Here is a 14,769-nt window from a genome sequence, read left to right as displayed (position 1 = left end):
AACCCCCGCTGGGATGCGGGGGTTTTCACATGTCTACAGCAACTTCTTCCCTAACAGGGATTCTACAAGCTCTACTGCTGTTTGGCCAGTCTTGTTTTCATGATCAAGGATCGGGTTGACCTCAACGAATTCAGCTGAGGTGATGATGCCTGCGTCATACAGCATTTCCATAGCCAGGTGGCTTTCGCGGTAGCTGATGCCGCCGACGACAGGGGTTCCGACACCCGGTGCGTCGTTTGGATCAAGTCCGTCCAGATCAAGACTGAGATGGACGCCGTCGCAGTCTGACAAATAATCGAGGGTTTCTTCGATCACCTTTGTCATGCCGAGACGGTCGATTTCATGCATCGTGTACACCTTCATGCCGCTTTCCTTAATATACTGGCGCTCTCCTTCATCAAGTGACCGGGCGCCGATAATGACGACATGTTCCGGTTTGATTTTAGGCGCGTAGCCTTCAAGGTTAACCAGTGACTCGTGCCCGATGCCGAGGCTGACCGCAAGCGGCATGCCGTGAATATTGCCTGAAGGTGATGTTTCAAGCGTATTCAGGTCACCGTGCGCGTCATACCAGATGACGCCGAGCTTATCGTAATGCTTCGCTGTACCTGCGAGCGTGCCGATCGCGATACTGTGATCGCCTCCCAGAACAAGCGGGAATTTTTTCTCTTCAATCACGGTGTTCACCTTTTGAGCGAGCTTTTCGTTTCCTGCCAGTACGGAATTTAGGTTTTTCAGTTCTTCATCGTTTTTGATCTTTTCACGGCTGATCGGAATGTCACCGAGATCTTCAACCGTATAACCCATTTCTGACAGCCTCTCAATCAGATGGGCATACCGGATGGCACTTGGTCCCATGTCCACTCCGCGTCGTGCTTGTCCTAAATCCATTGGCATTCCAATAACCGAAATCGTTTTATCCATCTGTGATTCCACCTCAACATATAAGATAATGTCCTATGCGGGTTATAACAAAGATGACTTACGGACAACGTTTTTAAAGCTCTAGCTGACGATTTGCCTGCTTGCGTTTTTTAATGACGACATGATAAATGATGTAGCAAATGACCATAAACGGTACTCCGCAATACAGCGCGATACGCTGCTCCGGATCAAACGCGAGACTGATGAGAACGACTGTATTTAACGTTAGGCCGATCAGCGGAAGCACCGGATATAGCGGTGTTTTAAATTTCAAATCTTCCGTCTTGCCGCCTTCACGGATATATTTGCGTCTAAACATGATTTGGGAAAGCGAAATCGTAATCCAGCCGACCTGTGCGCTCATGCCCGCCAAGGATAGAAGCACCATATATACGGTTTCAGCCTGCGCAAATTTTGTCAGAAGTGACAGGCAGGCAACAGCCATCGTTACGATTAACGCGTTCATCGGCACACCGCGTTTATTTGTCTTGCCAATCGCTTTGAAGGCCTGTCCTTCATTCGCCATCGCGAACAGGATACGTGTCGATGCGTATAGTCCTGAGTTTGCAACGGATAACAGCGCGATTAAAATCACAAAGTTCATGATGTCAGCAGCGTATGGAATTCCGATTTGCTCAAATACGACAACAAACGGACTCTCCACGACTCCCGCCTGTTTCCACGGAATCATGCCGGCAATGACAACGATTGATAGAACAAAGAAGAACAGTGTTCTCCAAACCGTCTGTCTGATTGACCGCGGAATCGTTTTTTCAGGGTTTTCACTTTCTCCCGCAGCAACCCCGATCAGCTCTGTTCCCTGGAACGCGAAGTTCACAGTAATCATTGTGATCAGCATTGCTTTTATACCGTTCGGGAATAACCCATCTTCATAAAAATGCGTCAGAAACGGTGCTTGCTCTCCGCCTTTTAGGTCAATGAAGCCGAACATAGCGGCTCCGCCGAGAATAATAAATAAAAGGATAATCAATATTTTAATGCCCGAAAACCAAAATTCAGATTCTGCAAAGGCTTTCGCGGTTATCGCATTTAAGGTAAACATGAGGGCCGCAAAGACCAGACACCAGATCCAGACCTCCACATGCGGAAACCAGCGCTGCATCAGCTGTCCCGCTGATAAAAATTCAATAGCGCATGTAACCGCCCAGCCGAGCCAGTATAGCCAGCCGAACGCAAACCCGAAGGCCGGGCTGATAAATTTTGTCGCATAGGTCTGGAAGGACCCAGACACAGGAAAGGCGACCGCAAGCTCCCCTAAGCAAAGCATGGTCAAAAACATGATAAAGCCGCCCACTAAATAAGACAGAACCGCACCGAGCGGCCCTGCTTGGTTAATGGTAAACCCGGTTCCCAGGAAGAAACCGGTTCCGATCACTCCGCCCAATGAAATCATAAACAAGTGGCGAGATTTCATTGTCCGCTGGAGCTGATTTCCGTTATCTTGGTTCGTATTCACATTCTGCACCCCTTCAGCAACTTGTATTGGATCTAAGCTGGAACATCTACATGGTGCGTATCCCAGTTTGCTGTCCAAAGAGTCTCTATCTATTTAATATAAAATTCACTTCTTCTCATAAAGATACATTATACTAAAATACTGTAGCTGAGCAAATAGGGAGTGCTAATTTTTATGTTGTAAATTTATACAAACGAAGTGAATATCCCGCCATGATGCGGATTTATGCCTTTTGCAGCACATGCTTAATTTTTTCAATCGCCCAATCCAAATCCTTTTTGGAAATGATTAATGGAGGGGCAAAACGAATGACGGTATCATGCGTTTCCTTGCATAAAAGTCCTTCATCTTTTAAACGCTCACAATACGGACGCGCCGCTTCCGTCAGTTCCACACCGATAAACAGCCCTCTGCCGCGGACTTCTTTAATGATAGGGTTATCAATGCTCTCCAGCTCTTGTTTAAAATACTCGCCAAGCTCAAGAGAACGCTCCGCCAGCTTTTCATCTTCCAGCACTTCCAGTGAGGCGATGGACACCGCACACGCCAGCGGATTTCCGCCAAATGTGGAGCCGTGTGAGCCCGGGTTAAACACGCCTAAAACGTCGCGGTCCGCCGCAATGCATGAGATCGGGAACACACCGCCGCCAAGCGCTTTCCCCAAAATGTACATATCAGGATCAATGCCATCCCAGTCACAAGCGAATGTCTTGCCTGTACGTCCGAGACCCGTCTGAATTTCATCGGCAATCAACAGCACATTTTCTTCCTTACAAATTGCCGCCGCTTCCTGCAAAAACCCTTCAGGCGGAATCACAATGCCCGCTTCGCCTTGAATCGGTTCAAATAAGAATGCCGCTGTGTTTGACGTAATCGCCTGGCGCAGCGCTTCCGCATCTCCGTAAGGAATTAGTTTGATTCCCGGAAGCATCGGACCGAATCCTCTTTTATACTCTTCTTCAGAAGAAAGAGAAACCGCCAGCATCGTCCGGCCATGGAAGTTCCCGACACATGCAATAATTTCCGCTTGATTGTCGGCTACGCCTTTCACTTCATAAGCCCAGCGCCTCGCTGCTTTTACCGCAGACTCAACCGCTTCAGCCCCCGTATTCATCGGCAAAATCATCTCTTTACCCGTCAGCTTAGCCGCCTTTTCGTAAAACGGTCCGAGCTGATCGTTGTGAAACGCGCGAGACGTCAGCGTAATTTTATCAGCCTGATCCTTTAATGCCTGAATGATCTTCGGATGTCTGTGCCCCTGATTCACCGCAGAATAAGCACTCAGCATATCCATATATTCATTGCCTTCCGGGTCCTTTACCCAAGCACCCAGCGCTTCAGAAATAACAATCGGCAGTGGATGATAATTGTTGGCACCGTAATGAGACGTCTGATCAATAATTTCTTTGGATTTTGATAAAGCTGGCATATTTGAATTCCCCCTTGTTTTCTGTTTCCACACTATATCCTGCTTTCCCTTTTTATAAATGCAAGTTTCGTGCCAACTCGCACATTCGTGTATTTTCTACAATATTCGAGGCATGGGTGCAAAAATATTCAGATATTTCGCGCGAAATTTTCATAAAGTGCAAAATTCTTTTGCATATCCTCTCCATTCTTTTATAAAATAGAAGCAATATTAAGAAAATAAATGAGGGAGGTTTATACTTTGGTCAAAGACAGCGAATTCCTCACATTAGTGTTTCAGAGCATTTTGGATGAAATTGATGTCGGCCTGCACGTGGTGGACGAGCATGGTAACACGATTGTTTATAACAACAAAATGATGCAGATTGAAGATATGGAGAAGCAGGACGTCTTAAATAAAAACCTGATGGATGTGTTTATGTTTTCGAAGCAGCAGGACAGCACGCTTGTGCAAGCCCTACAGGAAGGCAAAACGATCAACAATGTAAAGCAAAGCTATTTCAATAATAAAGGCCAGGAAATCACGACGATCAATCATACATATCCGATTATCCAAAACGGCGAAATCAAAGGCGCTGTCGAAATTGCCAAGGATGTGACAAAGCTTGAACGCCTGATCAGAGAGAATATGAATAAAAAAGGAAACGCGACGTACACATTTGACAGCATTCTCGGCACCAGTCCGGCGATTCAGGATGTCATCGAAAACGCCAAGCGGGCGACCCGAACGTCTTCATCGGTGCTTCTCGCAGGTGAAACCGGCACGGGAAAAGAGCTGTTCGCACAAAGTATCCATAACGGCAGCGACCGATCAAGCGGCCCGTTTATTTCTCAAAACTGTGCGGCTCTGCCTGACAGCCTGGTGGAAAGCATCCTGTTCGGGACGAAAAAAGGTGCGTTTACAGGTGCCGTTGACCAGCCTGGCCTGTTTGAGCAAGCCCATGGCGGCACACTTCTGTTAGATGAAATCAACTCGCTGAATTTGAGCTTGCAGGCAAAATTGCTGCGTGCCCTGCAAGAACGGAAAATCAGGCGCATTGGTTCGACCAAGGATACACCGATTGACGTGCGCATTATCGCCACGATGAATGAAGACCCGATTGATGCCATTGCTGGAGAGCGAATGCGGAAGGACTTGTATTACAGGCTGAGCGTCGTGACGCTGATCATCCCGCCTCTTCGGGAGCGCAAAGAGGACATTTTGCTTCTCGCGTCGGAATTCATCCAGAAAAACAACCACCTATTTCAGATGAATGTCGAACAGATCAGTGAAGATGTGAAGCAATTTTTCTTATCCTATGATTGGCCGGGCAATATTCGCGAGCTTGAGCATATGATCGAGGGTGCGATGAATTTCATGACAGATGAACAAATGATTACGGCTAACCATCTGCCATATCAATACCGCATGAAAATCAAGCCGGCTGACACATCGGAGCCAGAAACCGAAGGGCATCAGCCAACAGCTGATTTAAAAGAAAAAATGGAGAGCTTCGAAAAATATGTGATCGAGAACATCCTAAGAAAACACGGCCATAACATTTCAAAAACCGCCCAGGAGCTCGGTATCAGCAGACAAAGCCTGCAATACCGGCTGAAGAAGTTTTCTCTGCACGCAAAATAACAACCAGTAATCATACATAAAATAAACGCTGAAAATGGAAAGCTGACAAGTTACACACTGTTTCACGTGTAACATCCATGTATTTTCTATGGAACGGGCGTGACCCCCGTTCCGCTTTTTTGCATAAAAAAACAGCCTGGCATTGGCGCCAGGCTGTTTCCATTATCTTCCTAACCGATCTGCAGAGGACAGTTTCACTTCAACGGACTTTTCTTTTCCGCCTCGGTAAAACGTCACCTTCACCCGATCACCGACACGTTTTTGATAAAGCCGCTTCCGAAGATCCACAATATCATTTACTTTTTGCCCGTCAAATTCAGTGATGACATCCAGCTCCTTGAGTCCCGCTTTTCCGGCAGGTGAAAAGGCATCTACACCCATTATCACCGCTCCGTTGGTCACATGTTTAGGAAGCTTCAGCGTTTCATCCCAATGGTAGCTTGCGATATCATTTAACGATTTCATTTCAATGCCAAGGAACGGACGCTTCACTTTGCCGTATTTCTCTAAATCCTCTATCACCGGAATCACAAGGTTAGATGGAATAGACAGTCCAATCCCTTCAACCGCTGACTCCGCGATTTTCATTGAATTGATGCCGATGACTTTTCCGTCCATATTTAACAAAGCGCCGCCGCTGTTCCCCGGGTTTATGGCCGCATCGGTTTGCAGCACCTCTGCATTCCAGTCAGGCTGACCGTCATCATTGGAATCAACCGGAATCGCTCTCTCTGTTCCCGAAATGACGCCCTGTGTGACAGAGCCTGCAAACTCAAGGCCTAACGGATTGCCGATCGCAATTACCGGTTCGCCTGATTTCACTTTATCTGAGTTGCCAAAATCAGCGACGGCTTTGATTTTATCGCTTTTCACCCGCAAGACGGCAAGATCCATCAGCTGGTCGCTGCCGACAAGCTCAGCAGACACGCGCGAACCGTCTTTTAAACTGATTTCAATTTGGGAAGCGCCCTCGATCACATGATGGTTGGTCACGACATAAGCTGAGTTGTCATTTTTCTTGTAGATGACGCCTGAGCCGCTCCCAGCCTCACCGCTTTCTCCCCAAATATCTGTTTTTTGAATGTTTACGACACCGACAACAGCTGGCGACACATTGCTGACAATCTTAGTGACAGCGTTGTTCACACTGACATTCACTGTTCGAATTGGCTCCTGCCTGTTGTTCAGCTGCTGATCCGCCTCACCTGTATCTAACCCCTCATTTGAAAGGTATGGCATTAGAAACGCCATCAATACAGCGCCGACAATCACCCCGATCAGACTTGAAAGAAAATAACCTTTTTTGCTTCTCTTCGGCTGTTCAGGAGTATTATGTTCCTCACGCTCGTAATCCACCATATTCCATCCTTTCAGAGAACGTTGATATGGTTATATTGTGGATTAGAAACTCCTATAATAGTCATGTTACATAAGAAAAAATTATACAGCGCAAAGCGGAGTAGCCTTTTTCGGGTCGGTATCAAACAAATCAAATGTCTCGCCTGCCACAAACCCTTTAGAAGCCAAGGTCTGCTGGACAGACATTCTGGCCAGCTCTTTCATATTGTTGTCTTGACTCAAATGGGCGAGGTAGATACGAGATGTCTCATCGCCGATGACATCAGTCATCGCCAAAGCAGCATCTTCATTTGAAACGTGCCCGACGTCACTTAAAATGCGCCGCTTAATACTCCAAGGGTATCTTCCCATTTGCAGCATGCCGACATCATGATTGCTTTCAAAAACGAACACATTCGCCGAACGGATAATGCCCTTCATCCGGTCGCTGACATATCCTGTGTCTGTCATTAACGCGAGCTTGCGCCCATTACAATGAAACACATAAAACATGGGCTCAGCCGCATCGTGAGAGACGCCAAACGATTCTACATCAAGTCCGCCAAACGACTTCACCGTCTCCATCGGAAACTCAAACTTTTGATCGGTATCAATTTTGCCGATCTGGTTCTCCATCGCCTTCCACGTCTTCTCGTTCGCATAGATCGGAAGCTTGTACTTTCTGGCGATGACGCCGAGGCCTTTAATATGGTCACTATGCTCATGCGTCACAAAAATGCCGTCCACATCATCCAGCTTACGTCCGATTTGCGCCATTAATCCGTCCATGGCTTTCCCGCTCAAACCGGCGTCCACTAAAAACGCGTGATCCTCTGTTTCCAGGTAAAACGCATTTCCCGTACTCCCGCTCGCAAGTACGCTAAATTGCAAGCTCATTTCAGTTCACTCCATTATTTTGATTGATCTGTATCTAAAATCGTACTCTCCAAAGCATTCACAGTAAAATACTCTTGCACTTTCTTTTTCTCGCCGTTCACTTTTTTATCATACTCCACCGTAACTCTCCATACCGGCGCCAGCACCTGCGTACTTGTCAGCGGATATTGCGCCACATAGCCGAATTTCACACTCTTTATGGTGCAGTATTCTTTTAACTGATTTTGATAGTACAATAATTCAACCGCATCAAGCTCAGTAATTAAGCTCTCTTTCTGAATCTGCTTAAAGGTCTCAAGGGTCGACTGCTCGTATGACACAGCCTCGTTTTTATCGTTTAAATGCAAAATCACTTGTCCGATCATATTAGAGGAGTTGTCAGTCTTCTGATAAATGTAATGGCCTTCATACGTTTGGAAGTAAATGATTTCTTTTTTAGATTTATCCACCTTCCAAAGCTTATATTTTTCACCATCTTGAATTTTAGAAGACACAAGCGCCTGTGCATCGCCCTCTATGTTTTTCTTGGAAAGGCCAATCGGGCTCGTAAACTTCATCTTTAGGTTCGTTACTTTATGATCATCACTAGGCATATCCATCATAGGTTTTTGATCCTTGAGTGATTCAATATCATCCTTCGTGAAGACTTTTTGATTCGCCGTGATCCGATAGCCTTCTATCGCTTCCTTATCCAGACCTTCATACGTGATATGGTCTGCCTTCATATCATGCTCTACATCGTTTTTAATGACTTCATATTCTTTACTGATCGATCGCTTCTCAAAAAACTGATAGCCTAAGAAAATATCTAAAATGAGGAAGGCAACGATGAAGATTGTTTTTGTCTTATTCCACTCCATTGTCTGCCCCCTCCTTCGTCAATAATTCCTTCGTAATCGGCACCATTTTTCCGTTTATTTTCATAGCCCAAACCGGTTCAAGCTCAACAAGAGGATCATCGTTGGTTGATGTTGACACCAACTGATACGCAGGGAAAATCTGATCAATTTTGTCCGTATCATACGCCGTTTGTTTGGTTAGAAGAGCCCTCACTTCACTGCCGCTCATCAGCTCTGTTTCACTTGTTTTAATCGGATTCGTTCCAAGACTGTAATTCGGCCGTTTATAGCTGAGAATATCGTCATTGGCCCATTGCACGGTGATCGCCGAAGTGCCGCCAAACGGTTTAGACATACTGTTAATGACCGGGAGCTGGTCCATAAAGATATAGAAACTCAGCTGCTGGCTGTCATTGATATTAAAAAATTGATAGTGATCCGTCCAGCTTCCTGTATCCTCTAGGTATTTCTGACTCTTTTTGATTAACTCACCTGTTTGATACGAGGTGCTCTGCACTAAATTACGCTGCTGAAATTGGACATGCCGCTGAGTCAGGCTGACATCTAAACGGCTGATGCCATCCGTCAGTACATTTCTGTTATTATAATTTGAATCTTCTCTTACGATGCTCGGATCGCTGAACAGTGCCTGTTTAAAAGTGTTTGTCTTAATTGATTCCGTGACAAATTCCTTTTTATCCATCGTAAGCGATTTGTTCGGAAGCAAGAACTCTTTCTTTGTTCCAATCGAAAACAAGCTGTACGCAGGCATGTTTGATTTTTTGTTTTGTAAATCATTCATGATATTCCGGTAGTTTGCTGATTCAACCGTCACTTCCAGAATAAGCTGCTTGCTGTAAGATACCAAATAAATCTTCTTATTCGTTTTTGTTTCTTCGAATGGGATCATAATATGATCAAACGAGCTGTATTCAAACGATTGATTGGACCATTTAAGCAGCGTTTGAATAATATCAATAGGTATCGTGTCACTGAATTGCAGATCAAGCTTGGCAGCAGAACCGCCTCTTCCATAAAACCAGCTCTTGAATCCGGCCTTATCATATTGATCCGATATATCTTTAATGCCTTTTACATCCCAATGCGGCAAATCTGACCAGACTTCATCATAAAGTGTTTCATCATCGACCTTATAATGAGCACCGTCATCATGAATAAACATTTCCCGCGGTTTTACCGTTTCAGACAGTTTTTGGGTATTTTTCTCAATTTTATGTTTCTCACGCACCATAGACTCTGCTGATGACGAGCCTTCAGAAAAATTAGGCTGAAATGTCCATATGCTCCATGTAAAAACAAGACTGATGACGACAAGTACCGTAAGTAATATTGTTTTTATATTTTCACGCTTCATCCCAATCATCCTCTTGTTCTTCTTTATATGGAAGAGTAAAAGTTATCGTTGTGCCTTTTCCTTCTACACTGTCTGCCCAAATATCTCCGCCGTGCGCCTGAACCATTTCCCTCGCAATGGCAAGTCCCAAACCGGTCCCGCCGAGCTTTCTCGTTCTCGCTTTATCGACCCTGTAGAAGCGGTCAAAGACTTTTTCGACATCCTTTTTCGGAATCCCGATCCCTTCATCCTTAACACTGATATAGAGAAGTTCTTCCTCTTCATTTACGTCAATCGAGAAGGTGACATGTCCGCCTTCAGGAGAATATTTTAAAGCGTTGGAAATAATATTATCGAGCACCTGCGTAATTTTATCCTGGTCAATCTCCACATACAGGTTTCTATCCGGCAGATTGCGGATAAATTCCACGTGCTGTTCCTTCGTCATTTCAAAGCGATCAATAATGAGGGACATAAATCGGACGATTTGAATCCACTCACGATTAAATTGATAATCCTTGCTGTCAAATTTAGAAAGCTGAAGCAAATCGTTTACAAGCCGGATCATCCGCTCTGTTTCATTCTGCGTCACCATTAAGAAACGCGGTGCAATGTCTTTGTTTTCCCATGCACCTTCAGCTAACGCCTCTAAATAACTGCGCATTGTCGTAAGCGGCGTGCGCAGCTCGTGTGATACATTCGCCACAAACTCTCTGCGTTCCTGATCAATTTTCTCCTGCTCGGTTACATCGTAAATGACCGCAATTAAGCCGTCGATTTTGCCATGCTCCCTTTGAATCACGGAGAAATTGACGCGAAGCACTGTCAGTTCATCGTCCCGCTCAATTTCGAGCAGCATAGAGTCCTGCTGTTCAACTAAATCTTCAAATGTATAATTCTCTTGAATCCCCAGCAAGCTTGTAATCGGCATTTCCAAAGCTGTTTCACGTGAAACGTTCAGCAGCTCCAGCGCCGGGCTGTTCAAGAGGATAATTGCTCCGTTTCGGTTTGTGGCAATAACGCCGTCCGTCATATAAGCAATAACAGAGGAAAGCTTTCTGCGTTCACCCTCTGTCATGGCCTGTGCATCTTCAAGCTCTCTCGTTAAGTGATTAAACGTTGTGGCGAGCTGTCCAATTTCATCATGACCATACTTTCTAACCTTCCTGGAGAAATTCCCTTTCGCAAGCTCCATTGCCTGTTTCCTCATATCTGAAAGCGGGTGGGTAATGGTTCTGGCTAGAAAAATACCGAGAAGGGCTGTCAAAACGAGGGCCAAACCAGTGCCGGAGGCCAGTATTGTGTTGATGGTCTTCATTTGGCCAAAGACATCTTCCATGCTCGCTACCACATAAATCGCTCCGACAACCTCTTGGTTTTCAGTGGTAACGGGCTTTGCGGAAATGAGGACTCTTATTTTGCTTTTCGGGTCATAATATTTTCTAGAATAAGACTGTTTAGTAGAAAAAATTCTTTTGAAAATGAGATCCGTCGTTTGTTTCCCTGCAACTTCTTCTCCATATGGCCTTGAAGAGCCAACCACTTCATAGCTTTTATCAACAAAAGTAATTTCCCGAATCTCATCACTCTTCGTGAAGTCATTCAAAATACGGCTGACATCATCCTTAATGACGGTGCTGTCGTTATCACTCTTATATTCCTGCTCAATATAATAAGAAAGGTTGTCGATTCGCTGATTAAGCGATTGTTCATAAGAAGTAATCAGCGACTTCTCTACCTGATTGACAAAATACACACCAATGACTTGCATCGCGATGATAATCAAAAGCACATAAATCAAGGTAATCTTAAATTGGATCGACCGAAAAAAACCAACCTTATTCATTGGGCATTAGTCCTGTTCTGGGTTTCTCAAGTAATAACCGACACCGCGGCGTGTGACAATCCAATTTGGATGGCTTGGGTTGTCCTCAATTTTTTCACGAAGGCGGCGCACTGTTACGTCAACCGTTCTGACATCGCCAAAGTAATCGTAGCCCCAGACTGTTTGCAGCAAGTGCTCACGTGTCATGACTTGACCGATGTGTTTTGCCAGGTAATGCAGCAATTCGAACTCACGATGGGTCAATTCGATCGTTTCATCTCTTTTAGACACTACATACGCGTCAGGGAAGATCACGAGGGAGCCGATATGAATGTCGTTGGAAGATGATTCTTCCTCCGCTGGCGCTGTTGTCAGCTGGCGGCGCAGGTTCGCTTTCACACGGGCCAAAAGCTCACGTGTGCTGAACGGTTTCGTAACATAGTCATCAGCACCGATTTCAAGCCCGATGACCTTATCAATTTCTGAATCCTTAGCCGTCAGCATAATGATAGGCATATCGTATTTCTTTCTGACTTCACGGCATACTTCAACGCCGTCTTTATTTGGAAGCATAATATCTAAAAGTATTAAATCAGGCTGAAGCTCTTCCACCATTTCGACGGCTTCATTTCCGTCATAGGCGCAATGCACTTCATAGCCCTCTTTTCTTAAGTTGAATTCTAATATATCTGCAATCGGTTTTTCATCATCTACTACAAGGATCTTTTTATCCATCATTTTTAATTTTCCTCCTGCCGAATGGTCTTCATTTCATCTATATCACATTCGTTACATCACTTATGGCCCAAATAGAACAATGGGTCCTTGTCTATTATAACGGTTTAAGGTCAAAAGATAAAAAAAATAAAGGTTTAGAAAAAAACACATTTTTCACCTTCATCCACCAGTTGTCTATCTTTTGTCATGTTTTTCAACTTTTCTTAAAAAAGATAATTTAAATGAAACCTCCGCTCACCTGCGTGCGTCTTTTCATTGACGTCTTCTTCTTTGAACCGGCCGCAGGGCCGGTTCTCCCTTTTTCTTCTATTATAACACTCCGCATGTCTATCTTTTCTTAAAAGAAAAAACGCACCTACGATTGCAGATGCGTTTGGTAAGTGGCTCGGGACGGAATCGAACCGCCGACACACGGATTTTCAGTCCGTTGCTCTACCAACTGAGCTACCGAGCCAAATGATTTATTTTTCTCTACTAAGTAAAGTAAAATGGCGGTCCGGACGGGACTCGAACCCGCGACCTCCTGCGTGACAGGCAGGCATTCTAACCAACTGAACTACCGGACCTTACAGTAATTTGTCTGGAGAGCTGTCGTGTCAGCTCTCGCAGACAAATAAGGAATTTAGCAATAACGCTAAAGTAAATCAATGACCCGTACGGGATTCGAACCCGTGTTACCGCCGTGAAAGGGCGGTGTCTTAACCGCTTGACCAACGGGCCTTCACAAAAATGGTGAGCCATGAAGGACTCGAACCTTCGACCCTCTGATTAAAAGTCAGATGCTCTACCAACTGAGCTAATGGCTCCTAAGATGCCGGATTTTCCATAGAGCAAACGACTTGGATCAAGTTCTTATCTTGTACTCTATTGAAGTAGTTTCCGTAACAACGAGATTTATAATATCACGAACAAATAGAAGTGGCAATAACTTTTTTGGTTTTTTTTCATATTTTTTTCTCAGACCAACTTATATGCAGTTTTCAAACAAAAAAAAGCCCCTGAAAACAGGGGCTTACGGGTATTCTGCTTAGTTCGCACGATACACGCTGCGAAGGACATTTGTTTGTGAACGGTCTGGGCCGACAGAGAAAATAGAAAGCGGAATGCCTGTCAGCTGAGACACGCGCTCAAGATAGTGACGCGCGTTTTCAGGAAGCTCGCTCAAGCTTTTCGCACCTGTAATATCCTCAGTCCAGCCCGGCATTTCTTCATATACCGGCTCACATTCAGCAAGTGCTTTAAGGCTTGCAGGGAATTCTTCGATGATTTCGCCTTTATAGCGGTACGCTACACAGATTTTCAGCGTTTCAATTCCTGTTAGAACGTCAATTGAGTTCAAAGAAAGATCTGTAATTCCGCTGACACGGCGGGCGTGGCGGACAACGACACTGTCAAACCAGCCGACACGGCGTGGACGGCCTGTTGTTGTTCCATATTCACGTCCGACTTCACGGATTTGATCTCCGATTTCGTCTTTCAGCTCAGTCGGGAAAGGACCATCGCCGACACGAGTCGTATAGGCTTTTGAGACGCCGACTACGTGCTTTATTTTTGTCGGGCCGACACCTGAACCGATGGTTACACCGCCGGCAACCGGGTTAGATGACGTAACAAACGGGTATGTTCCTTGGTCGATATCAAGCATAACCCCTTGTGCGCCTTCAAATAACACGCGGCGGCCTTCATCAAGCGCATCATTTAAAACAACTGATGTATCGCAGACATATTTCTTAATCTGCTGTCCGTATTCATAATACTCATCTAAGATATCTTCTATTTTAAATCCTTCTGTCTCGTACATTTTCTCAAGCAGACGGTTTTTTTCTTCAAGATTGCGTTCGAGTTTCTCCGCAAACGCGTCACGATCCAACAAGTCTGCGATACGAATGCCGATTCGGGCTGCTTTATCCATATAAGCAGGGCCGATTCCTTTTTTCGTTGTGCCGATCTTGTTTGCTCCTTTTCGCTCTTCTTCCACTTCATCCAACTTCAAATGATACGGCAGAATCACGTGAGCTCTGTTGCTGATTCTCAGGTTATCTGTACTGACGTTGCGCTCATGAAGATACGCAAGCTCTGTGACTAATGCTTTTGGATCTACAACCATTCCGTTTCCAATCACACACGTCTTATCTTTATAGAAAATTCCAGACGGGATTAAGTGAAGCTTGTATGTGACTCCGTCAAACTTGATGGTGTGCCCTGCGTTATTTCCGCCTTGATAACGGGCGATCACTTCTGCATTTTCTGATAGGAAATCTGTGATTTTGCCTTTTCCTTCATCGCCCCATTGCGTACCTACTACAACTACTGAAGACATGTCCG

Annotated in this window: 11 protein-coding genes and 4 tRNA genes; 1 reads left to right on the top strand and 14 read right to left on the bottom strand. The window is 45.1% G+C overall.

Annotation, left to right across the window (positions count from 1 at the left end; translation table 11 throughout):
- Positions 1–33: 33 nt before the first annotated feature.
- The 3 genes from rocF to rocD all read right to left on the bottom strand — a co-directional run bounded on the left by rocF (position 34) and on the right by rocD (position 3,830).
- Complete coding sequence (gene rocF, locus LJF29_RS10035) at positions 34–924, bottom strand: arginase (protein ID WP_010332588.1); 891 nt, start codon at positions 922–924, stop codon at positions 34–36.
- A 73-nt stretch (positions 925–997) separates the two neighbouring features.
- Complete coding sequence (locus tag LJF29_RS10030) at positions 998–2,401, bottom strand: amino acid permease (protein ID WP_229148254.1); 1,404 nt, start codon at positions 2,399–2,401, stop codon at positions 998–1,000.
- A gap of 223 nt (positions 2,402–2,624) precedes the next feature.
- Positions 2,625–3,830 carry an ornithine aminotransferase gene (rocD, locus tag LJF29_RS10025; RefSeq protein ID WP_229148253.1) on the bottom strand — a complete coding sequence of 402 codons (1,206 nt, stop codon included), beginning with the start codon at positions 3,828–3,830 and terminating at the stop codon, positions 2,625–2,627.
- A 240-nt stretch (positions 3,831–4,070) separates the two neighbouring features.
- Between rocD and rocR the strand changes: the two genes are divergently transcribed.
- Entirely contained in the window at positions 4,071–5,453 is a 1,383-nt protein-coding gene (gene rocR / locus LJF29_RS10020) for an arginine utilization regulatory protein RocR (RefSeq protein ID WP_229148251.1), read from the top strand.
- Between the two features lie 162 nt (positions 5,454–5,615).
- On the opposite strand, the gene LJF29_RS10015 is transcribed toward rocR, so the two are convergent.
- The 11 genes from LJF29_RS10015 to purA all read right to left on the bottom strand — a co-directional run bounded on the left by LJF29_RS10015 (position 5,616) and on the right by purA (position 14,764).
- Positions 5,616–6,812 carry a S1C family serine protease gene (locus tag LJF29_RS10015; RefSeq protein ID WP_229148250.1) on the bottom strand — a complete coding sequence of 399 codons (1,197 nt, stop codon included), beginning with the start codon at positions 6,810–6,812 and terminating at the stop codon, positions 5,616–5,618.
- An 81-nt stretch (positions 6,813–6,893) separates the two neighbouring features.
- A complete protein-coding gene (locus tag LJF29_RS10010) occupies positions 6,894–7,688 on the bottom strand; it encodes an MBL fold metallo-hydrolase (RefSeq protein ID WP_010332595.1) in 795 nt (264 codons plus the stop codon).
- A gap of 14 nt (positions 7,689–7,702) precedes the next feature.
- Entirely contained in the window at positions 7,703–8,548 is an 846-nt protein-coding gene (locus tag LJF29_RS10005) for a two-component system regulatory protein YycI (protein WP_229148249.1), read from the bottom strand.
- The gene (gene yycH / locus LJF29_RS10000; protein ID WP_229148248.1) at positions 8,535–9,902 is read right to left on the bottom strand and encodes a two-component system activity regulator YycH; all 1,368 of its coding nucleotides are present in this window, start codon (positions 9,900–9,902) and stop codon (positions 8,535–8,537) included. Before yycH ends, LJF29_RS10005 begins: the two co-directional genes overlap by 14 nt.
- On the bottom strand, positions 9,892–11,727 hold the full coding sequence (walK, locus tag LJF29_RS09995) for a cell wall metabolism sensor histidine kinase WalK (RefSeq protein WP_010332598.1): 1,836 nt from the start codon (positions 11,725–11,727) through the stop codon (positions 9,892–9,894). The genes yycH and walK overlap by 11 nt, the downstream gene beginning before the upstream one ends.
- Positions 11,728–11,733: 6 nt before the next feature.
- Complete coding sequence (walR, locus tag LJF29_RS09990) at positions 11,734–12,441, bottom strand: cell wall metabolism DNA-binding response regulator WalR (RefSeq protein WP_010332599.1); 708 nt, start codon at positions 12,439–12,441, stop codon at positions 11,734–11,736.
- 384 nt (positions 12,442–12,825) lie between these two features.
- Positions 12,826–12,898, bottom strand: a tRNA-Phe gene (locus tag LJF29_RS09985).
- A gap of 35 nt (positions 12,899–12,933) precedes the next feature.
- Positions 12,934–13,010: transfer RNA gene (locus LJF29_RS09980), tRNA-Asp, on the bottom strand.
- An 82-nt stretch (positions 13,011–13,092) separates the two neighbouring features.
- Positions 13,093–13,164 (bottom strand) — tRNA-Glu (locus LJF29_RS09975).
- A 10-nt stretch (positions 13,165–13,174) separates the two neighbouring features.
- Positions 13,175–13,250: transfer RNA gene (locus LJF29_RS09970), tRNA-Lys, on the bottom strand.
- Between the two features lie 221 nt (positions 13,251–13,471).
- Positions 13,472–14,764: an adenylosuccinate synthase gene (gene purA, locus LJF29_RS09965; RefSeq protein ID WP_010332600.1), complete on the bottom strand. Its 1,293-nt coding sequence runs from the start codon at positions 14,762–14,764 to the stop codon at positions 13,472–13,474.
- Between the last annotated feature and the right edge of the window lie 5 nt (positions 14,765–14,769).

It is taken from the genome of Bacillus sp. LBG-1-113, from assembly GCF_020708615.1.
In the GTDB taxonomy this organism is placed as follows: Bacteria; Bacillota; Bacilli; order Bacillales; family Bacillaceae; genus Bacillus; species Bacillus mojavensis.
The sequence above is the reverse complement of the archived record's forward strand: the minus strand, read 5'-3'. Positions and strand labels throughout refer to the sequence as shown.

Coding starts and splice junctions, on each gene's coding strand:
- rocF (WP_010332588.1), bottom strand. CDS start 924: ATGGATAAAACGATTTCGGTTATTGGAATGCCAATGGATTTAGGACAA.
- rocD (WP_229148253.1), bottom strand. CDS start 3,830: ATGCCAGCTTTATCAAAATCCAAAGAAATTATTGATCAGACGTCTCAT.
- LJF29_RS10015 (WP_229148250.1), bottom strand. CDS start 6,812: ATGGTGGATTACGAGCGTGAGGAACATAATACTCCTGAACAGCCGAAG.
- LJF29_RS10010 (WP_010332595.1), bottom strand. CDS start 7,688: ATGAGCTTGCAATTTAGCGTACTTGCGAGCGGGAGTACGGGAAATGCG.
- LJF29_RS10005 (WP_229148249.1), bottom strand. CDS start 8,548: ATGGAGTGGAATAAGACAAAAACAATCTTCATCGTTGCCTTCCTCATT.
- yycH (WP_229148248.1), bottom strand. CDS start 9,902: ATGAAGCGTGAAAATATAAAAACAATATTACTTACGGTACTTGTCGTC.
- walK (WP_010332598.1), bottom strand. CDS start 11,727: ATGAATAAGGTTGGTTTTTTTCGGTCGATCCAATTTAAGATTACCTTG.
- walR (WP_010332599.1), bottom strand. CDS start 12,441: ATGGATAAAAAGATCCTTGTAGTAGATGATGAAAAACCGATTGCAGAT.
- purA (WP_010332600.1), bottom strand. CDS start 14,764: ATGTCTTCAGTAGTTGTAGTAGGTACGCAATGGGGCGATGAAGGAAAA.